The 21,484-nt window shown below is 42.8% G+C and carries 22 protein-coding genes, 1 pseudogene and 1 riboswitch; of the genes and pseudogenes, 20 read left to right on the top strand and 3 right to left on the bottom strand.

Annotated elements, in window-relative coordinates:
* Window positions 1-12: 12 nt before the first annotated feature.
* From gnd to AC58UU_RS32635, 6 genes are all read left to right on the top strand, one after another.
* Window positions 13-1,431, top strand: coding sequence for an NADP-dependent phosphogluconate dehydrogenase (gene gnd, locus AC58UU_RS32610; protein ID WP_497321693.1), 1,419 nt, complete (start codon window positions 13-15; stop codon window positions 1,429-1,431).
* A 183-nt stretch (window positions 1,432-1,614) separates the two neighbouring features.
* Complete coding sequence (locus tag AC58UU_RS32615; RefSeq protein WP_497321694.1) at window positions 1,615-2,661, top strand: glycoside hydrolase family 19 protein; 1,047 nt, start codon at window positions 1,615-1,617, stop codon at window positions 2,659-2,661.
* Window positions 2,662-2,709: 48 nt separating this feature from the next.
* Window positions 2,710-4,272 carry a carbohydrate-binding protein gene (locus AC58UU_RS32620; protein WP_497321695.1) on the top strand — a complete coding sequence of 521 codons (1,563 nt, stop codon included), beginning with the start codon at window positions 2,710-2,712 and terminating at the stop codon, window positions 4,270-4,272.
* 98 nt (window positions 4,273-4,370) lie between these two features.
* The gene (locus AC58UU_RS32625) at window positions 4,371-4,553 is read left to right on the top strand and encodes a GH25 family lysozyme (RefSeq protein WP_497321696.1); all 183 of its coding nucleotides are present in this window, start codon (window positions 4,371-4,373) and stop codon (window positions 4,551-4,553) included.
* 775 nt (window positions 4,554-5,328) lie between these two features.
* The gene (locus AC58UU_RS32630) at window positions 5,329-7,260 is read left to right on the top strand and encodes a fructose-1,6-bisphosphatase (protein WP_497321697.1); all 1,932 of its coding nucleotides are present in this window, start codon (window positions 5,329-5,331) and stop codon (window positions 7,258-7,260) included.
* Between the two features lie 92 nt (window positions 7,261-7,352).
* Window positions 7,353-7,622: a VOC family protein gene (locus AC58UU_RS32635; protein WP_497321698.1), complete on the top strand. Its 270-nt coding sequence runs from the start codon at window positions 7,353-7,355 to the stop codon at window positions 7,620-7,622.
* A 22-nt stretch (window positions 7,623-7,644) separates the two neighbouring features.
* Here AC58UU_RS32635 and AC58UU_RS32640 read toward each other — a convergent pair.
* Window positions 7,645-7,785 (bottom strand): annotated as a pseudogene (locus AC58UU_RS32640) (TetR/AcrR family transcriptional regulator); the annotation flags it as partial.
* Between the two features lie 399 nt (window positions 7,786-8,184).
* Window positions 8,185-8,400: a hypothetical protein gene (locus AC58UU_RS32645; protein WP_497321699.1), complete on the bottom strand. Its 216-nt coding sequence runs from the start codon at window positions 8,398-8,400 to the stop codon at window positions 8,185-8,187.
* Window positions 8,401-9,007: 607 nt separating this feature from the next.
* Here AC58UU_RS32645 and AC58UU_RS32650 point away from each other — a divergent pair.
* Window positions 9,008-9,751, top strand: coding sequence for an SDR family NAD(P)-dependent oxidoreductase (locus AC58UU_RS32650; protein ID WP_497321700.1), 744 nt, complete (start codon window positions 9,008-9,010; stop codon window positions 9,749-9,751).
* A gap of 229 nt (window positions 9,752-9,980) precedes the next feature.
* Here the strand turns inward: AC58UU_RS32650 and AC58UU_RS32655 are convergent, their stop codons facing one another.
* The gene (locus AC58UU_RS32655) at window positions 9,981-10,505 is read right to left on the bottom strand and encodes an SOS response-associated peptidase (RefSeq protein WP_497321701.1); all 525 of its coding nucleotides are present in this window, start codon (window positions 10,503-10,505) and stop codon (window positions 9,981-9,983) included.
* 1,050 nt (window positions 10,506-11,555) lie between these two features.
* Between AC58UU_RS32655 and AC58UU_RS32660 the strand changes: the two genes are divergently transcribed.
* From AC58UU_RS32660 to AC58UU_RS32720, 13 genes are all read left to right on the top strand, one after another.
* Entirely contained in the window at window positions 11,556-11,786 is a 231-nt protein-coding gene (locus AC58UU_RS32660; protein ID WP_497321702.1) for a hypothetical protein, read from the top strand.
* A 155-nt stretch (window positions 11,787-11,941) separates the two neighbouring features.
* On the top strand, window positions 11,942-12,676 hold the full coding sequence (locus AC58UU_RS32665; RefSeq protein WP_497321703.1) for a DUF3221 domain-containing protein: 735 nt from the start codon (window positions 11,942-11,944) through the stop codon (window positions 12,674-12,676).
* Between the two features lie 320 nt (window positions 12,677-12,996).
* Window positions 12,997-13,575: a TetR/AcrR family transcriptional regulator gene (locus AC58UU_RS32670; RefSeq protein ID WP_497321704.1), complete on the top strand. Its 579-nt coding sequence runs from the start codon at window positions 12,997-12,999 to the stop codon at window positions 13,573-13,575.
* A gap of 61 nt (window positions 13,576-13,636) precedes the next feature.
* Window positions 13,637-14,449, top strand: a complete 813-nt coding sequence (locus AC58UU_RS32675; protein WP_307603253.1) for an SDR family NAD(P)-dependent oxidoreductase — start codon at window positions 13,637-13,639, stop codon at window positions 14,447-14,449.
* An 83-nt stretch (window positions 14,450-14,532) separates the two neighbouring features.
* Window positions 14,533-14,676 (top strand): hypothetical protein, encoded by a 144-nt coding sequence (locus AC58UU_RS32680; RefSeq protein ID WP_497321705.1) that lies wholly within the window; start codon window positions 14,533-14,535, stop codon window positions 14,674-14,676.
* 1,247 nt (window positions 14,677-15,923) lie between these two features.
* A riboswitch (ZMP/ZTP riboswitch) is annotated at window positions 15,924-16,002 on the top strand.
* A 59-nt stretch (window positions 16,003-16,061) separates the two neighbouring features.
* Window positions 16,062-16,661: a DJ-1/PfpI family protein gene (locus AC58UU_RS32685; protein ID WP_497321706.1), complete on the top strand. Its 600-nt coding sequence runs from the start codon at window positions 16,062-16,064 to the stop codon at window positions 16,659-16,661.
* 77 nt (window positions 16,662-16,738) lie between these two features.
* Entirely contained in the window at window positions 16,739-17,209 is a 471-nt protein-coding gene (locus tag AC58UU_RS32690) for a GNAT family N-acetyltransferase (RefSeq protein WP_497321707.1), read from the top strand.
* Between the two features lie 165 nt (window positions 17,210-17,374).
* The gene (locus AC58UU_RS32695; RefSeq protein ID WP_497321708.1) at window positions 17,375-17,821 is read left to right on the top strand and encodes a MarR family winged helix-turn-helix transcriptional regulator; all 447 of its coding nucleotides are present in this window, start codon (window positions 17,375-17,377) and stop codon (window positions 17,819-17,821) included.
* 121 nt (window positions 17,822-17,942) lie between these two features.
* Window positions 17,943-18,800, top strand: coding sequence for a DMT family transporter (locus AC58UU_RS32700; RefSeq protein ID WP_497321709.1), 858 nt, complete (start codon window positions 17,943-17,945; stop codon window positions 18,798-18,800).
* A gap of 208 nt (window positions 18,801-19,008) precedes the next feature.
* Window positions 19,009-19,203: a hypothetical protein gene (locus AC58UU_RS32705; protein WP_497321710.1), complete on the top strand. Its 195-nt coding sequence runs from the start codon at window positions 19,009-19,011 to the stop codon at window positions 19,201-19,203.
* Window positions 19,204-19,505: 302 nt separating this feature from the next.
* On the top strand, window positions 19,506-20,114 hold the full coding sequence (locus AC58UU_RS32710; RefSeq protein WP_497321711.1) for a hypothetical protein: 609 nt from the start codon (window positions 19,506-19,508) through the stop codon (window positions 20,112-20,114).
* 113 nt (window positions 20,115-20,227) lie between these two features.
* The gene (locus tag AC58UU_RS32715; protein ID WP_497321712.1) at window positions 20,228-20,752 is read left to right on the top strand and encodes a GrpB family protein; all 525 of its coding nucleotides are present in this window, start codon (window positions 20,228-20,230) and stop codon (window positions 20,750-20,752) included.
* A 144-nt stretch (window positions 20,753-20,896) separates the two neighbouring features.
* Window positions 20,897-21,364: a hypothetical protein gene (locus tag AC58UU_RS32720; protein ID WP_497321713.1), complete on the top strand. Its 468-nt coding sequence runs from the start codon at window positions 20,897-20,899 to the stop codon at window positions 21,362-21,364.
* Window positions 21,365-21,484: the final 120 nt, after the last annotated feature.

A 21,484-nucleotide genomic window follows, 5' to 3' on the forward strand; every position in this document is an offset into this window, starting at 1 on the left:
GAGGTAGTTACAATGAAAAAACAGCAAATTGGCGTGGTCGGCTTGGCCGTCATGGGTAAAAACTTAGCCTTGAATATTGAAAGCAAAGGGTTCTCGGTGGCTTTATATAATCGTTCACCAGAGAAAACGAATGAACTTGTGGCGGAAGCGCAAGGAAAGAACCTTATAGGTACTTATAGCGTCGAAGAATTTGTCCAATCGTTGGAGACGCCGCGTAAAATATTAATCATGGTAAAAGCGGGAAAACCGACAGACGATACCATTGATCAGCTCGTACCTTACCTCAGTCAAGGGGATATTCTCATCGACGGCGGAAACGCCTATTTCCCTGATACACAAAGAAGAAATAAAGATCTGCAAGATAAAGGATTCCGCTTTATCGGTGCTGGTGTTTCGGGCGGCGAAGAGGGAGCCCTGAATGGCCCTGCGATTATGCCAGGCGGGCAAAAAGACGCGTATGAACTGGTAGAGCCAATCTTGACTGCCATTTCGGCCAAAGTGAACGGCGATCCATGCTCGACCTATATCGGAGAAGACGGCGCTGGCCATTATGTCAAAATGGTACACAACGGCATCGAATACGGCGATATGCAGCTCATTGGCGAAGCGTATCACCTGCTAAAGGATGTACTGAATTTAAATACGAGCGAACTGCATGACATTTTCTCCGAATGGAACAATGGCGAGCTGGATAGTTATTTGATCGAAATCACGGCCGATATTTTCGCAAAGACAGATCCGGATACAGGCAAACCGATGGTGGATGTCATTCTCGATTCGGCAGGACAAAAAGGAACCGGAAAATGGACAAGCCAAAGCGCATTGGATTTGGGAGTTCCATTGTCCATTATTACCGAATCCGTGTTTGCGAGGTTCATCTCGGCGATGAAAGAAGAACGCGTAGCCGCAAGCAAGCGGCTGAGTGGCCCTGCGGAATCCAGCTATGACGGAGATCCTAAGGAATTCATCGAGGCCGTTCGCAAAGCTTTGTATACCAGTAAAATCGCTTCGTATGCGCAAGGCTTTGCGCAAATGAGAGCTGCTTCCGACGAATACAATTGGAATTTGAACTATGGCCGCATTGCAATGATATTCCGCGGGGGATGCATTATCCGCGCAAGATTTTTACAAAATATTAAATATGCTTATGACCGAGACCCGGCTCTTAAAAACCTGTTGTTGGACGAATATTTCGGCGGAATCGTTAAAAACTATCAGGATGCTTGGAGAAAAGTCATATCAATTGCCGTAACCAGAGGGATTCCGGTTCCTGCGTTTGCTTCCGCTTTAGCTTATTATGACAGCTATCGTACAGAGAGACTACCGGCTAATTTGCTTCAAGCGCAAAGAGATTATTTTGGGGCGCATACGTTCGAGCGGCTTGATCAAAAGGGAAGCTTCCACTTCCAATGGATGGAAAATAACGAATAACCTATTCATGCAATCCTTATAACGAATCCATTATTTAAACAACATAAAGGCACTCCTGTGGATGATCATGAAACTTCTCATGATTTCAGACAGGAGGATTGGCGCATTATAAAAAATTAGAATTATTATTAATAAATAGTAACTTTAAAAAATATTAACAAATTAAACTTCGGAGGATTTATCATGACATCTACCATCAAATCGGCAGCGAATAACACCTTTGTCTCCGCAGAAAATCAAGGGGCGAGTCCGCTCGTTGCCAACCGGCCGGCCGCGCAAGCCTGGGAAACGTTCAATGTGATTCATAATTCCGACGGGACGGTATCGTTCCTATCGATCGCGAACAATAAATACGTGACGGTGGATCTCAATCAAGAGACCAATCTGATCGCACGCGCGTCCGTCATCCAAGAATGGGAGAAATTCAGAAAGATCGACCGCGGCAACGGCAAGGTTGCGCTGCAAGCCGTAGCCAATCAACTGTACGTATCCACGGATTTAAACAAAGGCGGCGTGTTGTACGCGAATCGTACGGCTGCAGCGGGATGGGAGGAATTCACGATCGAGCAGGCGGATACCTCCGCTACCCAACCGCAGCACCCGAGTGGCAGCGGGTTCATCGTGTCGGAGCAGGAATTCAGCCAAATCTTCCCATCCCGTCAATCGTTTTATACGTATGCTGGATTTATCGCGGCGCTTGGTGCCTATCCCGGCTTCGCGAACACGGGCGACGACACGATGCGCAAACAGGAAGCGGCGGCGTTCCTGGCCAACGTCTACCATGAGACGGGCGGCTTGTACTATATCAACGAGGCGAATACCGCGAATTATCCGCATTATTCGGACTACAGCAACACCCGATATCCTGTCGCGTCGGGCAAGCAATATTACGGCCGGGGACCGCTGCAACTCAGCTGGAACTATAACTACGGCGCAGCGGGCGATGCCCTGGGGCTTCCGCTTCTTAAAAATCCGGACTTGGTCGCCCAAGATTCCTCGGTCGCCTGGAAGACGGCGCTTTGGTTCTGGAACACGCAGACCGGTGCCGGATCGTTAACCTGTCATGACGCCATGGTGAAGTCGCACGGATTCGGCGAAACGATCCGTACGATCAACGGAGCGCTCGAGTGCAACCACGGAGGCGGGGGTCCGGTTCAAAGCCGGGTCGAGCAGTATAAGCGCATTTGTTCGATTCTGGGTGCCGCGCCGGGCAATAATCTTTCCTGCTAATCGTAATTGTCGAAGGCAGCATACTCTCAGAGAATAGGAGACATGACTATGAGTACTGGTAATTGGCGCCTCGTATGGAGCGATGAATTCGATGGAGCGAGCGGCGCGGCTCCGGACCCCGCCAAATGGGGTTATGACATCGGCGGAAGCGGATGGGGGAACAACGAGAAGCAGTATTATACGAACAGCACGAAAAACGCGTATTTGGACGGCTCGGGTCACTTGGTCATCAAAGCAATCAAAGAAAACACGAACGGCATGCCATATTCTTCGACCCGGCTGGTATCCAATAAAAAGGGCGACTGGACGTACGGCAGATTCGAGGTCCGCGCCAAGCTTCCTGCCGGGAAAGGCTTGTGGCCCGCCATCTGGATGCTGCCGACCGATTGGGAATACGGCGCTTGGCCGGTCAGCGGCGAGATCGACATCATGGAACAGCGCGGCTCGGATCCGCTAAAGGTGCACGGAACGATCCACTTCGGCAATCCGTGGAAGTATATCAGTTCGAGCTACACGCTGCCGGACGACGGCTACCACGTGTACGCCGTGGAGTGGGAGCCCGATGAAATCCGGTGGTACGTGGACGGGAACCTGCACCAAACACGCAAATCGTCGGAATGGTACAGCTCGGGCGGCGGCAGCCCGGCGCCGTTCAACAAGCGATTCCATTTCCTGCTGAATGTGGCTGTCGGCGGCAATTTTGACGGCGATCCGGATAACACGACCGTATTTCCACAGACGATGCTCGTCGATTATGTGCGTGCGTACGATCACGATGCGAATGCGGCACCGGCGCCCGTGACGATCCCCGCTCGAATCGAAGCCGAGAACTTCAGCGCGATGAACGGCGTTCAGCTGGAGAGCACGACCGATGCCGGCGGCGGCCAGAACGTTGGCTATATCGATGCCGGCGATAGGATGGAGTACAAGCTTAACGTTACCGCAGCAGGCCGATATACGGTACAGTACCGCGTTGCGAGTCCGGCCGTGACCGGCCAGATTCAATTGAAAGCAGGAGAGACGGTACTCGCGACGACGGCCGTTCCGAATACGGGCGGCTGGCAGAACTGGCAGACAGTCTCGGCGACGGTGAATCTCGATGCCGGTCAGATCACCTTGTGCGTTTTTGCGAACGGAGCAGGCTTTAACCTGAACTGGATCGGCTTCGCGAAATCCGAGAGCCCGAACCTGTTGAAGAATGCGGGCTTCGATACGGGCGATATGACAAGCTGGTTCGAGTGGCATAACAACGAGCTTGCCCAGAAGGTCGATCAGGACCAACCGCATAAGGGAAGCTTCAAGCTGACGCATTGGGCGGCAGGCGATTATCAGCAAATTACGGCGCAGAAGGTCAATGTGCCGAACGGGATGTACAAGGCGAGCGTGTGGGTACGCTCCAGTGGCGGCCAGCTCGCACTGAAGCTGTATGTCAAGAACTACGGAGGTGCAGAGCTGGGAGCGGACATCGGTACAAGTCCGGTGACGACGTATACGCAATTCACGATCGACAACATTCCGGTCACGAACGGGCAGATCGAGGTCGGGGTCTTCAATGACGCCAAAGGCGGCAACTGGGCTGCTTTCGACAGCTTCGAGTTCGTGAGCAAGTAAAAGCATGACCCCTAACACGAATGGTACGTATGATCTAGTGCCATTCGTTCTCTGATGTGAAATCGCAAGACGAAACGCAAAGGACGTGCTGGAACACGATGCAGTCAAAATCGGCAAGCAATAGGAAGGTAATCGACGTATCGCACCATCAGAGCGACCGCGGCGTTGTCGGTTGGGCTGCCGTCAAGGAGGACAGCGTCGCAGAGGCGTTCATCAAAGCGTCGGAGGGTGGTTCAGGCAGAGATAAAGCATTTGCATCACATCTAAACAAATGGCCGTGAAGTTTATTCACAGCCATTTATTCCAAACTATTATTAACAAGATGATAAGACAATGGTGATCGGAAATGCTATTAACGATTATTTACAGTAGTAATAAATAATAAAAGCAACAAAAAAAAAGAAAAAATGTAAGAGGACAAGAACATATATCTATAGAGATCCGCGCGCAGCACGGATTTATCATTGTTATGGATGTAAGTTCTTGTCTTTTTCACAAGACAAGAACTTACATCCTTTACCGATACTGGACAAGAACAAAAATCCTTTGCCGTGCTGGAGTTCAACGCATAATATTTCACAGTTAAAGAGTGTCAAAAAGCACATTAAAGACTATTTAGGGACGTCATTCAAGAAATGAAAAATTAATTTTTGTGCTAAGAACATATATTTTTTGCCGAATTATTGTACAAGAACATTTATCTATTGCCGTAAATATAGACAAGAACTTATATTCTTAGATGATTTTTTGGACAAGAACAAAGTATTATTGCCAAAGCGTGAAATTGTTCAACAAAAGAGGTAATTTGTTAACCTTTACACTTCTCATCAAATTATTCTGTGTAGGTTGATTGTCAGGTCGGTAGTCTGTTTACGAACGGGCAGGATAGCGTGGGAAGATTCAGTTATAATAGCTGTTAGTAAGAGTACCAAAGGGAACCTCGGAAACCTAATGTTTTTCCCTTTACTGTTTACACTAAGCTTAAAGGTACGCGACTAGCCCCATTTAAAAAACCTCTTATACATCACCATATTTCCTTGAAGGGGGACATCTGTTTTGGATGAGCAGTTTCTAGATTTATTGGCCCAGAAATATGATACGGAAGAACAAGTTGTGACAGCAATCATCAACCTTGAAGCGATCTCCAATCTTCCCAAGGGAACTGAGCATTTTGTCAGTGATTTGCATGGGGAGTTCCAGGCTTTTCAGCATGTGCTAAGAAACGGCTCGGGTACCGTAAAAGAGAAGATCAAAGCTTTGTTCCGTGAGGTTTGGACGGAGCATGAAATCACTGATTTTACGGTGTTAGTTTATTATCCGGAAGAAAAAATACAGCTGGTCAAAGGTGACCTGTGCAATAAACAAGCCTTGAACCAATGGTACAGACAAACGATTGAACAAATGCTTAAGCTCATTTCTTTTGCCTCTTCCAAATATACGCGCTCGAAATTGCGTAAAGCTCTGCCGGAGCAGTTTGTATATATTGTAGAAGAGCTTCTATACAAGACGGATTCCACCAACAATAAGGACCCTTATTATGAGGAAATATACCGGCAAATTATTTCCTTAGGCCAAGCGGACAAGCTCATTATCGGCCTTGCGTATACGACCCAGCGTTTGGTGGTTGACCATCTTCATGTGGTTGGAGATATCTATGACCGCGGGCCTGAGCCTGATAAAATTATGGACACACTAATCAACTACCATTCTGTAGATATTCAGTGGGGGAACCATGATGTCCTGTGGATAGGCGCCTATGCGGGTTCTCTGGTCTGCCTTGCGAATATTATCCGGATCTGTGCCAGATACGACAATCTAGACATCATCGAAGACGTATATGGAATCAATCTTCGCCCACTTCTGAACTTAGCGGAGAAATATTATGAGGACAATCCGGCCTTTAGACCGAAACTGCAGACCGACCATAACGGTTCGGAAGAGGAGATCCTGCAGATTACCAAAATTCATCAAGCCATTACAATGATTCAGTTTAAGCTTGAAATCCCTATTATCAAGAGACGTCCATATTTTAATATGTCTGAAAGACTTTTGCTTGAGCAAATCGATTACGACAAAAATGAAATCAAGATCGGCGAAAAAACGTACCCGCTGGAAAACACCTGTTTCTCAACCGTAAATCCGCAGCGGCCTGAAGAATTACTGGAAGAAGAACAGCAGGTGATGGAAAAGCTGCTGTTCTCCGTTCAGCATTCCGAAAAGCTGGCTAGACATATGAATTTTTTTATGAAACAAGGCAGCCTTTATCTAAAATACAACGGGAATTTGTTATTTCACGGCTGTATTCCTTTGGATGAAGAAGGAAACATGGAAGAAATGCAGATTGAAGACAAAGTGTATTCGGGCCGTAAGCTGCTCGATGTTTTTGAATACTATTTACGTTACGCCTTTGCGCATCCGGAAGAGACGGATGATCTAGCTACGGATATGGTATGGTACATCTGGACAGGGGAATGTTCCTCGCTCTTTGGAAAGAGGGAAATGACCACCTTTGAACGATACTTTATCCAAGATAAAGAAGCCTATAAGGAGAGAAAGAACCCTTATTACCATTTGCGTGAAAATGAGGAGATCTGCAGGAAAATCCTGCTGGAATTTGATATGAATCCAGATCATGGACATATCATTAACGGCCATACGCCAGTTAAAGAAATTCGTGGAGAGAACCCGGTTAAAGCAAACGGGAAACTGGTTGTTATTGACGGTGGTTTTTCCAAAGCCTATCAATCTACAACAGGCATCGCCGGATATACCTTGTTGTATAATTCCTTTGGGATGCAGCTCGTTGCTCATCAGAAATTTAATTCCAAAGAAGATGTGTTATGTAACGGAACGGACGTATTGTCTGTAAAAAGGCTGGTAGACAAAGAACTGGAGCGGAAGCTGGTGAGGGAAACCAATGTCGGGGAGAAGATGCTGCAGAAAATCTCAAATTTGAAGAATCTCCTGGAATATCGCTACATGAAATGAAACAACTGCTACAGCCGCGTTACGCTCCCTCGAAATGATTCAGTTTCCTCACTCAGACTCATGAATTCGCAGGATTTCATCCTGTAGATAGTATGAAGAAGTGGATGGAGGAGGAGCCGGTAGCTTGGGGATGGGGAACTGGGCATGCACCTATTAACAATCCCAACTCCAGCCCAGATTCCTTAGGTCGAGGATCGGTTCGGATGATCTTTACAGTCAAAGATCCGGATTCGGTATTCAAATGGGCCCTCGATGCTGGAGCAACCGAAGTTGCACCCATAAGTGAAGGCCACGGTTGGCGTATTGGGCGCGTCATCGACCCGTTTGGCCACCATTGGGAGATCGGCAAGCCGCTCAGCTAATGAATGCAATTAGTGAACTTTTTATATCCGGGATGTCTCGGTAATGCAGAAAAAAGTTAAAGCGGTTGATGGTGGCGCGCTCTGTGATGCGATTTACCGAAATTTTCTCGACATCCATTTCCTGTAGCAATTCAACAAAGGCTTCTCTAAGCAATCGACACATGCGGAGTATGTGGAAATCTGTGCGAGGCGTGTTATTATCCGTAATTTCCATTTACATTTCGTCAAAGAATGTCGATTGTAAATACAATATTTCTGATTATAATTTAATTTACAAAGTGTCTATTATATAACATATTGTAAACTTAGTCTATGAGAGAGATTCTGTAAAAAAAAAAAATGTCCAATGACACAAATGTGCCTACATATTTTAAAATGTAAATGCTTGAGGAATCAGGCTTTTTTATTTTTATGTGGGAAGATTTGTGTCACCAAAAAATGCACAAATGTCCCTAGGTGGTTTGAAGCCGGACGGCTATTACTTCTACATTCAGATTGCTTGAGTTGATGTTCGCCTGCTTCCATCGGCCTGTATAATTGTCGGTTCAAGATACGACCATGGCTACGCAACCGCAACGGCGGGAAATGCCGCATTCCGGAAAAAATAGGCTTCAGCTTGGTGTTTTCCTTCGGCATAGTCATATTTCTGAGCGTCTAAATCATAGCTGTATTGTTCCGGCATGAAATCGTCTTCGGTGATTTCGGTATCTTTACTATTATAAACCGCCATGCTCGAGGTTAAAATATAACGCTTAACGCGATCGCCAAACGCTTCCACGGCGATTTGGGCGTCTTGTTATTCTGTATTTCGTATTTCAAAATATGATGGAGAAATGTAATCTACTTCACAGAACTCCGATTTAATTTGGATTTATAATCAAGCTATCACTTGATACGAATACTAGCCATGTCCGAAGGGAGTCTTACTTTACATTATCCCCTAATGATTTCTCCCTTAAGGGTAATCAAGCAAATCGTTGCAATGTTTTTATATTTTGAACTTGAAAAGTTCGTTCTTCATAAAGAAACAAAATATTCACCTCCCTCAATTAAGATTTATGGTGCATTCATGACAGGCAGGTGGACACGTTCAAGCGGGATAACAGTAAAGGGGATTCTTACGCCTACTGGGGGAGTGGCAAAATTGTAATGAGTGAAATTGCCTTTCCTCATTTATTTATGTTATGACTATTGATTCACCGCCATCTGATGATAGGTTGACTGACATATCTTGGTTCTCGAAGTATGATTACAATGAATTTGATATGATATACCTACGGTTGGCAAAAGTCATTGGTGCAGGAAAAAAAGCAATGAACATTTACAAACTTGTCTGTATGATAATGATTGTGATTGACAAAACCCAAATTAAAGGAGACTGGAAGATGGAATTTCAAGGAAAAGTCGTAGTGATTACAGGTGGAAGCAGCGGTATAGGAAAAGCAGTGGCAATTGAACTGGTGAAACGAGGAGCAAATGTAATTATTAATGGCCGCCGCGAACAAATGCTGGTAGAGGCTGCAAGTGAAATTGATCCGACAGGTGCACACGTCGCTTATGTTGCCGGCGACATTTCAGACACTCAAATCGCAGACAGCTTAATCGGCGAAGGGCTTTCTCGCTTTGGCCGGATCGACACACTGGTGAACAATGCTGGCATTTTTATTGCGAAACCATTCACGGACTTCACTAAAGAGGATTTTACATCGATGTTGTCAATCAATTTGGCAGGATTTTTCCATGTTACGCAGCGTGCGGTGACTGAGATGATGAAAGTGGGTTCCGGCCACATCGTAAACATCACAGGAAGTGGGATTGTAGTACACCCACACAAGTCTTTGCCATCTGTACTTGCCGCACTGACCAAAGGAGGTTTGAACTCAGCAACAAAATCGCTAGCGATTGAGTATGCGGATAAGGGTATTCGTGTGAACGCTGTCGCGCCTGGGGTAACCAACACACCTATGCATGCGGTTGAGACACATGACTTTCTGTCTAAATTGCACCCTATAGGCCGAATGGGCGAGGTTCAAGATATTGTTGACGCAATTGTGTATCTGGAGTCCGCACATTTCGTGACAGGAGAGATTCTTCATGTCGACGGCGGTCAAAACGCTGGCAACTGGTAAGCCACTGAAAATTTGATTATAGTATGAAAAAACCAACTGCAAGGAGATTAAGGTGGGAATTCATAAAATGAGAGAATTCCCGCTAGGCCGAATCGGACAAACGTACTTTACCCCAACGAGCAGGTCACCAAAATACGGTGGGAGCATCTGAGTCGTAATTAGGGCAAGTAGGCAGGATCCCAAAGTAGGATCCCCCCTCTCTATTTACTGTTTATCTCTATTTTCTCGATCAACTGCGCTCCGTTATTTGCAAACCTTTCCGACGTCCTTTCGAAACGGGATACCTTACCATCTGTTCCGCGGGTAAGGGAACGAGCAAGGATTGAAGTAATTCTTTGTCTGAATTGTCCGGATCTAACCAGGTATCAACGCCTAATGGCTCCAGAATAACCGGCATGCGGTCATGCACATTTTTAACTAGATCATTCGGGGTTGTGGTAATGATTGTGCAGCTCCGCAGCTTTTCCCCGTCAGGCTGCGTCCATTCGTCCCATAGACCGGCATATCCATAGACGGATTTATCCTCCAACTCAAACCGGTACGGTTGCTTGTCCGCCCCTTCTTTTTTCCACTCATAGAATCCGTCTGCCGGTAGTATGACACGCTGGCTTTTCAGAAGACGGCCAAAGGCAGGCTTTTCCTGAACGGTCTCGGCCCGTGCGTTAATCATCTTAAACCCGACCTTAATGTCCTTTTCCCAAAATGGCACCAAGCCCCAGCGAAAACCTTCGTTCTTCGGGAATATCGGGGGCAAACTAGATTCTCCTGCGAAGACAATTATGTAAGAGGACAAGAACATATATCTATAGAGATCCGCGCGCAGCGCGGTTTTATTATTTTAAGGATGTAAGTTCTTGTCTTTTTCGCAAGACAAGAACTTACATCCTTTACTGATGCTGGACAAACTTATATCCTTTGACATGGTGGAGTTCAACGTATAATATTTCACCATTTAAAGAGTGTTAAAAACCACTTTAAATACTATTTAGGGACGTCTTAAAAGGAATAAACAATTAATATTTGTGCTAAGAACTTATATCTTTTTTGCCGAATTATTGTACAAGAACATATAACTATTACCGTAAATACAGACAAGAACTTATATTCTTAGCTGATTTTTTGAACAAGAACAAAGTGATATTGCCATAGCGTGAATTGGATCAACAAGAAGTGATTTGTTAACCTTTACACTTATCATCAAATTAATCTGTGTAGGTTTTAGTAATCGTAATAATTGGTGCTGTCGTCTGGATATTGAGTTTTGGCATTTCTGTTGTTGGAAACTAAAAAACACCTTCTCGTAAAGAGAGATGTTTTAAATGAGAGGCTGACAGAGACGAGTGTACTGGTAATATACAATATATGTTCAAGTGGATAGTTCCGCATTAGGTCAATACCCCATTTCGATACCCATTTCACTATTCCTTCCAACAAGCAGCTGTAGCCGATCCGATATCCCACCACTTACCGTCACGATACGTAGTTTACGGGTTATACCTTACTGGATCTGTGCAATATGCTGATTTTGATTACCATAACAACAACTTTGTGATCACTCATTTGTTTGGACTCACTATTTGGTGGAAGCGTTGCTATTTTCGGTCTCTTCATATTAATGCATTTTTAAGATACCGACTTAAAAATAAGTGGGAAAGAAATGGGGGCTTGTTCAAGTAACGGGCAGTAGAGCTTGATAAAAATAAGCAGAATGGACCATTTCAAATCTTCAAGTCAAAATGTAAAATTTTACTATAACGAAATAAAGACAAAATAACCAAACTTTACCAAACGGGAGGGAAATTCAGTGGAACGTAAAATAAATTTGCTGATTGGTTTCGTTGTTGGAGTGGTATTTATGCTTTTGCCTACGCCAGTTATTTACATATTAGGACGATATTCTTATGAAATTACTGGTGGTGGTTCATTAGAAAATATCATTCAAACTATCATTAAGACAATTGGGCTTGTAGTTGTCATCACTATTGGAATGAAGCTAATACTAGAGGCATTTAAGGAATTAAAAAATAAGAAGTAATTATTAATGTAAATGACATGGGCTTCGCTGAACGGGCAGGATAGTGGAATGTTTTCGACTAACTAAATTTGTGAACAGCTAATCCGACTGAAAACTTATTAAGTATGCATAATCGTCTAATAATTACTAACATTCATATTAGGAGGTATTCGGATTTGAAAAAATTTATTCTTGGTTTAGTTTGTGGAATCGGATTAACTGCTACGACTGCTGTTTATGCATCAGAGACCATTCAAGCATACTTATTTCCAGTCAGGTACGAAATTAACGGTCAAGATAAAGAATTAGATAGCGAATATGTAACATTAAATTATAATGGTCATGCTTATGTACCTGTTCGATTTATAGCAGAAAGTATGGGTGCATCAGTGGGATATCATCAACAGTCAAGTACAATTTTTATTGACCAGTCATCAGACGTACCTTATAGTAGTAGAAATCTTGCTTTAGGAATACCTAATCTTGAAGGATACATTACTAAAGTAGAAAACCAAAGAATACTTGTTGTAAGTTCCAATCCAAAAGATTTTAGTTCAACAGGTGGTGTTAAGGAATTCTACGATGCTGTATGGGTCACGAACGTACCTAAAGATGTTAAAGTTGGTCAACAAGTACAAGTTTGGTTTCAAGGGGGAGTCGCCTTGACTTCATATCCTGGACAGGCTAGGAGTGATAAGATATCCTTTAAGACAATTGAAAAACCTATTAAAGCAACACTATCAGAAGAACAAATTATTAATCAGGCAGTGAATGAATACGTCAATATTAAAATCTTTGTAATAAAAGAAGTTAAATATGATGAAGTTACAGATAAATGGCAAATTCGATTTAAAGATGGAATATTAGATACTTCTCAGGGACGGGATTACATAGTTCAAATTACTGATTAAGCAAAACTAATCTTCGTTATACAATGCTTCAGTATGATTAAAACTAACTTCCGACTTATTCATGGGACGTATATACTAGGTTACTTTATAAAAGTGATTAAACTAACGGTGAACGATAGTTAAGGAGCTTACCTCGCGGTAGTTCCTCTTTTTGTTCATTGAAGTAACGGGCAGATTAGTTTACTTGTGATATGCTGAACCCTATCACAAGTGACAGCGAAAAATACGGGAACGATCAGTAAAAAATGTTATTTACCGATCGTTCTCATTATGGTATAGTACTCGATGTGGAATAAAGAAAGGGGAAGGAGGAGAACATAATGCCTAGAGTGAAGGAATTTGATGAGGACGTAGTTCTGACGAAAGCGATGCATTTATTCTGGGCACAAGGCTATGAGAAGACATCCATCAACGACCTGGTCGAGAATATGGGCATCCATCGCAGAAGCTTGTACGATACGTTTGGAGACAAACATCAATTGTTTCTAAAAGTCATCGACCGTTATTGCAAGACCTTGCTCGGGCACTTTGATTCAGGCGTTACTCGCGCCAAAAGCGCAAAAGAAGCTTTGCGTTTTCTATTTGACTATATGTTTGAAGGAAACGAAGAGAAGCCGCTGGGCTGCTTGCTCGTTAATATGGCGGTGGAGCTTGCTCCGTGGGATCCCGAAGTGGACGTTATGGCTGAAGAAAGCTTTGACCGGACGGAACAGCTTATTGCCGGACTGATCCGAAAGGGACAGGAAAACGGAGAGTTCGCCACGACCCATGACGCAAGCGAACTTGCGGCGAATATTCATAACACGATGGTGGGGCTGCGCGTACTTGCTCGAACCTCCGCCGACAAAGAGAAGCTTTACCGCATAGCCGATTTTACAATGGCGATGCTTAATGCCTAAGTAAAGCTTTTTTTTTGCCAATATTAGAACGATCGATCTCAAATAAAAAGGAGAAATTACGATGAGTAAAGTGTGGTTTATTACAGGAACTTCGACAGGATTTGGCCGCCATTTTGTGGAGCAGCTGCTTCAAGCGGGAGACAAAGTCGTTGCAACGGCGCGCAGACTTGATGCTATTCAGGATTTTAAAGCGTTGGCACCGGATCGTGTCCATCTTGCTGCTCTGGATGTGACCAAGAAGGACCAAATTCAAGCCGCCGTTCAAGAAGCCGTTGACGTATTCGGGCAAATCGACATTGTCGTGAATAATGCGGGATACGGACTTTTCGGCATGCTGGAAGAGTATACGGATGAACAAATCCGGAAACAGTTCGACGTTAACTTGTTCGGCGTACTGGATGTCATTCGCGCGACGCTTCCCGTGTTCAAGCGTCAAGGCTCGGGGCATTACATTAATTTCTCGTCTTTCTTCGGAGAAGTGTCCTATCCGCCGTTCAGCCTTTACGCCGCTTCCAAGTTTGCGGTCGAAGGCTTCTCTGAGTCATTCGCACAGGAATTCGCAAGCTTCGGGATCAAGACAACCATCGTGGAACCGGCCGTGTTCGCAACCGAGTTTATCGGACACTCGATGGACCGCTCCGTGATGAAGCCGGAGTACCTGCCGTATTACGAAGCTTTTCAAAAAGGATTTTCGAACGTCAAGATCGGCGATCCGGCCAAAGCGGTGCAATATATTATTTCCGTCATTAAAAGCGGTAATGTGCCGCTCCGGCTGCCGGTTGGATCTTATTCTGCAGACACGATTCGCGAATCGTATAACAATAAGCTGAAAGAGCTCAGCGTATGGCATGAGCGTTCGGCTGAAGCGGATTGATGATAGTTCTGTTTGAAGACGAGATCCTCCAAATGTAGATTGTTAATTGAGCCATCTTATTAATGAACACTTGAGGAGGAATCTTGCATTCGAAGGTGAGCGCTTCGCCTAGTCCGCTACGTACGCAGCTACCCGGAACAGCTGCCTTTCCTGCGCGACCTGGTGGGCCGGAGGCTACACGAAAGCCAGCTCCAGCCGTTAATGAAGGTGAACCGTATCATAAGTAAGGAAAAGAGCCGTAGATGAAATGCCCCCTTAGAATAGCCCTTTTGCCGTAGATGCAGGGGGCTATTTCTGTTACGCCTTCCATGAACTAATTTTACTAAATCTTAAAATGGTGAAACCATTGAGCTAAGCACTACCCTTCACTTTTGTTAATCTATCCAATGATACGGTGAACCGTACCACAAGTCGTTGAACTAACGGAAACGATAGTTCAATTAACCGCTTTATCATGAGGCGGTTTTTCTTTTGGTTGAAATCAACAATATAGAATAACAGAAAACCATATTCTCTATTTAGGAGGAACGGTTTTTTTATTCCTTCCATCAAGCAGCCTGACTTATGTCCAAGCAATCACTATGTAGGGAGCATATGTTTATATCGTAATGAAAATTCACTGAGGGGAATGAGTAAATATGAGCGGAGTAGGTACTAGCGCAGCAGCTGTTTTGGTTCTTTTTGTTCTTTTGGTAATCATCTTATCAGCAACTTGTGTGTGGTAAAATTCTTTAATACAACACTAATATCGAGAAAAACAAAAACGGTTCCTATCGCGAAATAGATGCGCGAACACGGATCGTTTTTTTCTGTTGTTGGAAACTAAAAAACACCTTCTCATAAAGAGAGAGATGTTTTAAATGAGAGGCTGACAGAGACGAGTGTACTGGTAATATACAATATATGTTCAAGTGGATAGTTCCGCATTAGGTCAATACCCCATTTCGATACCCATTTCACTATTCCTTCCAACAAGCAGCTGTAGCCGATCAGATATCCCACCACTAACCGTCACGATACGTAGTTTACGGGTTATACCTTAATGGATTTGTGCAATACGCTGATTTTGATTACCATAACAACAACTTTGTGATCGCTCATTATCAGTTTGTTTGGACTCACTATTTCGTGGAAGCTGTTACTATTTTCGGTCTCTTCACATTAATACATTTTTTAAGATACCGACTTAAAAATAAGTGGGAAAGAAATAGAAGTCATTACGGAGAACGATAGTTGAAAGAGACTGTAAGCAATAGTTTGTAAGAAGTACTTCAAAACTTATTTGTAATTCAGGTTTTTTGCCCGAAAACACCACTTCAAAACTTATTTGTCACCAAACAGGAGATGATTATGCTAAATAATTAACGAACTTTATTAGGCGGGGTTTGCAGTCCCCAGCATTAAGCTAAAGGGCAGGTTAACGTGATAATTAACTTGATTATATTAGTTTTTTCGGACTATAATAAAGTAAATATTTGGTATGTGTAACTGGCGAAACGTGGAGTACCACGAGGAAGCACATATTTCAAACGCCGTTCGCCTGGGCAAAGTATTTGATCTAAGATCAGATGCTTTTTTTTTGTTTCATTCATGAAAGGGACGGTGTTATGGAATGAAAATAGCTTATATTCTTTTTGACAAGATGACAACATTGGATTTTGTCGGCTTTTATGAAGCGGTATCTTGGCTAAAAATTCTAAATGCTAAAGAAGATGTGTCTTGGGATCTCTGTGCAAAACACGAGGAAATTACAGACGACCGTGGTATGACAATAAAGATAAAGCATATTAGCCCAGATCTGTCTAAATATGATTTGATATTTATACCCGGAGGTATGTCTACCAGAGAATTGAGATACGATATAGAGTTTGTTTCTTGGATACAAAGTGCTCGTGATGTGGAATACAAAGTGTCTGTTTGTACGGGTGCTTTGCTTTTAGGTGCCGCAGGGTTCTTAACTGGTAAAATGGCGACAACGAACCCATCTGCTTACGAATTATTGACTCCTTATTGCACAGAGGTTGTTAAGGCTCGAATTGTACGGGATGGGAATATTTTTACCGGCGGAGGTGTTTCAGCTTCTATCGATTTAGGTTTGTACCTTGTTGAATCATTAACGAGTACAGATGTAACGGAAACGACTAAAAAGATGATGGATTACCCGTACTATCATTCAGGGAAATTGACTAGTGTTTTCATGCCGTACGAGTGATGGAATAGTTAAAATTACAAATCACGAATGAAAGTTAATTATTTTCAATAGCTTCATATAATTTAGGGGGTGAAGGCTTGATTATACGTTTATTGGAAGATAAAGATCGAAGCCAAGTTAATGATATTATGGCAAGTCATCCTCTTCAATTCCCAGAATTCATCATTGATAAATACCCGCAAAGGTGGTCTGATTTTTTGGAGATAAAGGATCATAAGAACTGCGGGTATTACGTGGCACATTCCGATATTATTCTTGGCCATGCTGGATATATTTTTGATGTCGAAACAGGCTTTTATGAAATAGTTGGGGTAGCAGTTCATAAAGAATGTCAACGTAAGGGAATCGGAAAATTACTACTTGATACCATATGTAATCAGGTCCATTTAATTGGTGGGAAACAGGTGATTCTACACACTTTGGGTCATATCAGAAATGAAAAAACGCTAATTTTCTACCAGAGTATCGGTTATGAGCAAGTAAACTTTGAAAAGGACTTCTTTAAATCTGATTATCATAGAGTAACTTTTGTGAAAAAGTGGGACTAATAGTATTCCGCTAACGTAATGTTGAAATGTGATAATTAATTGTTCAAAACTGGCTCAGTCGTTCTGATTGTTGAGCATTGAAGAAGGAAGAGTTTATTGACCGAAAAAACAAATCGTGATAGTATTGATTCATAAATTTCGAATTCGAACTATAGAGGGATTTGTATGAATGATCAGGATCTACAAGCTACATTGAAATTGTTTATCGTCCTTTCACGAGCTTACAAGAGTGTATTGGAACATTCGCAGATCGATGCGCAACGCCACGGGTTAAGTCTATCCGAATTTTCGGTTATGGAACTATTGTATAGCAAAGGTCCCCATCCGTTAAAAATGATCGGAGAGAAGATTGTATTAGCCAACGCCAGTATCACTTACGTGGTCGACAGTCTGCAGAAAAAGGGCTATCTTGTCCGTAAAGATGATGCAAAGGACCGACGTATTGTGATTGCAGCATTAACACCGGAAGGCGATGCAAAGATGGCGGAGATCCTTCCCTTACAGTTTCAAGCGCTGCATGAAGGCATGAAAGGGCTGGCAACAGAAGAAAAGCTGCAAGCTATCGAGTTATTAAAACAATTGGGCACAGTTGCTAAGAGAGAGTTAAAGTGAAATCTTCGCATTAATGAGGGGATATTTGCTCGGAGGATCGATTAATTTTTTTTGGAATAATATTTCGAATTCGTAAATTATTAAATCATAAATTCAAATTATGTAATAGGTGGTGGTTTATGTGTCGGGTCTTCTTTACGGAATGATATCCGCATTTTTATTTGGCACGGCGGATTTCCTAGCGGGAATCTCCAGTCGGAAATTAGGTATTTATTCGACCTTCTATTTCATGCAGGCAACAGGCCTTCTTTTCTTAACTGCTGTATTTCTGCTGACTGGTCAATGGCAAACTCTTATAGCTCATCCCGGTTCCACAGCACAGGCAAGCCTATGGATGGGTGTCGACGCGGTGGGAATTATGTTTTTATACCAAAGCCTCCTTAAAGGGAATGCCGCTGTGGTCGCACCGGTTGCTTCCAGCTTTTCGGCGGTTACCGTCGTACTTGCGTATTGTTTTGGCGAACGTCAGGGCATGCTTGCGATGGTTGGAGTGGTTTTGACAATTCTCGGTGTCCTTGTAACTTCGCTGCGCAGTACTCAGGCTCGATTTCTTCACAAGGAAAGATTCGTCAGTGGAACCATCTGGGCGGGTCTCGCTGCACTGTTCCTTGGCGCAGCTTTCTTCGGGCTCCGTTTTCCTAGCTCGGCCTTGGGTGGCATCGCTACCGTATGGATTGGTCGATTGCAAGCAACATTGCTTTTGCCGCTTGTCTTCCTGATGTTGAAGCGTCCTATTAACAAACCTCAGACAAAAGATTGGAAATGGCTAGTGCCTATTGGAGTGTTTGATTCCGTCGCACTGGTCAGCTACAACATCGGCCTAGAGCTTGAGCAAACTTCTATCGTTGTTACAGCCGCATCACTTTTTGCGATCATTACCCTGCTTTGGGGAGTATTGATATGGCGTGAGAAGCTTCAATGGAACCAGTGGATTGGTATTGGAGCGACTTTCACGGGGATTATTTTCATCACCATTTGATTAAGCTTGATGCATCTATCACCTTATAGATCACACATTAGTTAATTGCCCTTCAGGGCTAAAATAACGAGAACGCAATAATCAATAAGTGAAGTCGGCTGCCAAACATGGTTGCTGACTTCTCGGCTCCTGGATATTAATTTTGAAGGTTTTACCAATTCTACATGGAATAACATAAATTAAATAAGTCCTTGGGAAGAGATGAATTATGTTAGGTGCTGTTATTGGGGATGTAATAGGTTCAGTATTTGAATGGCATAATACCAAATCTACAAAGTTTAAGCTTTACGATAGGTTCACAAGATTTACTAATGATACTGTTTTAACTATAGATATAGCTGACGCTATTCTAAGCAAGAAAAACCATAGTAATAAGTTATTTGATTATTACGCAGGCAAATAATTGGTTTATTCAATGACAAGTACAACATTTTATTTTAAGTATCTTGTTTACCTTTACCAATTTGTTTATTTTGAACTTATAGCTAATTCTAAATAAATCAGGAAGATCCGCTGAACTAACGGAGAACGATAGTTCAATCACGACATGACGGCAGCCGGCACACGATCGGCTGCCTCTGTCTGTTGAAGTAACGGGCAGTTTAACGCAACTTTCCATTATTTGGTGTCGTATAAGAAGTGAAACGGGCGAGACGAACGGCTATAGAGTGAAGAGTGAGAAACTTTTAGGGAGTGAACAAAGTGATGATGTATTCTAAAGGCATCAGAATATTGATTGGTGTTGTTTTTATCGTTTGTGTAGTGGGAGGTGCAATGGCATTCCAAAGCACATATGCTAAAAGTACGATTAATCAAAGCCACACAAATCCTCCTAACTATCCCGAAAATGAAAATGGAAAGACATTCGGTTCTACTGAAGAATCCACCTCTGTTGAAATGCTACCTGATTTAATCCATGCAGGAAGTGTGAATGGCATTGCAGGATATGTGCTGAAAAAAGATTATCTCGGTGAACCTGGTCGTGATGTCCCACTGTATGATGTTGATGGGAAAAGCATAATTGGTTCTTTTCATATTGGCACTAAGAATATGAACTATCCTAAAAATAAAAACGGACAGACATACGGTTCTGCCACAGATGCTACTTCTCCAGAAACGGAACCTGAATTAATCAGTGCTATAGGTGTGGATGGCACAAAAGGATATGTGCTGAAAAAAGACATAGACGGTGAGCAACCAAAATCACCCGAGGAAGCCATTTCGATACAGAACAGTAGATCGCCAGGTGGTCGTGATATTCCGCTGTATGACGTTGATGGTGAAACCGTAATTGGTGTGTTTCATGGTGGATGAAATTAACAAAAAAAGTATGTTCAAGTGTTACGCTAACGAGAACAGATTACCACGCGGCATCTACCTCTTGTTTCGTTGAAATAATAGATGCTAAGCCAAAGAGGAGGGGACCTATGGAAACGGTGAAGATTGAAGAATATAACGATGAATGGCCATTTAATTACCAAAAGGAGAAAAGAGAAATTGAGGAGGTTATGACTGATAAAGCAATTGCTATTGAACATATTGGCAGCACTTCTGTTCAGGGACTAGGAGCAAAACCGATTATCGACTTCATGGTCGGAGTAAAGGATTTAAAAGAAGTTGAATCATTTATTGAACCCCTTGCAGAGATTGGGTATGAGCATGTTTTTCATAAGGAATTCCCTAACAGAAGGTTCTTTAGAAAAGGTCAATGGAGAGCAGGAACGCATCATTTGCATATTTACGTTTATAGAAGTGAAGAATGGAATAACAATATTCTATTCAGAGATTATTTAAAAAACCATCCTGAAATGCTTAAGCAGTACAATCAATTAAAAAAAGAGCTTGCAGAAAAGTATCCTCATGACAGGGTTGCTTATACCAATGCCAAGCATCCATTTATTATTGATGTAATTCAAAAGGCAAATTTGATCGAGAAAAATAACCTCCGTTGATTATGCTAACGGATAACGTTAGTTAAGACAAACCTGGGAGCAGATCGCCGCGGCATAGGCAGGTTTCTGCAACTTGATTGTTATTCTGTACTTCGTTATTTTGGGTGTATTTTCCTTAAAAACTCTGAATGGAAGTGTTCCTTTGTGGTAAGAAAGGCTGTTATTACGTTTTTATTGTTAGGACTCGGTATTATTTCATTTTCCATTTGGAACTATGTCGATGATGATGTAAGAAGGGTATTGTTTGAACGACAACGTGCTTGGCAGGATCAAGATTTTCAGAAGGTAAAGCAAGTGTACATAAAAACTGAAACACAAGAAGTCCTTTTGACGGAAGATAGCAAAATCATAACGGAGCTTATGAAGGATTTAAAATATAAGCTGGCAACAAATCAGTATTGGTTAGTAGAAGCTAAAAAAGGTGGATTTATCCCTTACAATAAGGGGGGATGGGAATTAGTCTTTAAAACTGATGAATATGAGAACTTGGCTTTCGCAAAATACTCACAACAAGGTGACGTGCTTACTTATCAAACGTTCTATGGGCCAGTTGCCACTTTTGCTTCAAGCGAAGTTTTAAAAAAGCTACTTAGAGAAAAGGAATTATTATAGTGCCATTGAACTACCATGAAAATTAAGAATCGGCAGTCGAAGAAAAAGAACAGCACTAAAGAAGACGCAGCTAATTCATTTTTTGAAAATGTGCAGCGCCTAGGATATTGGTGATCCGTG

This window comes from Paenibacillus sp. JT22N1 (assembly GCF_059692155.1).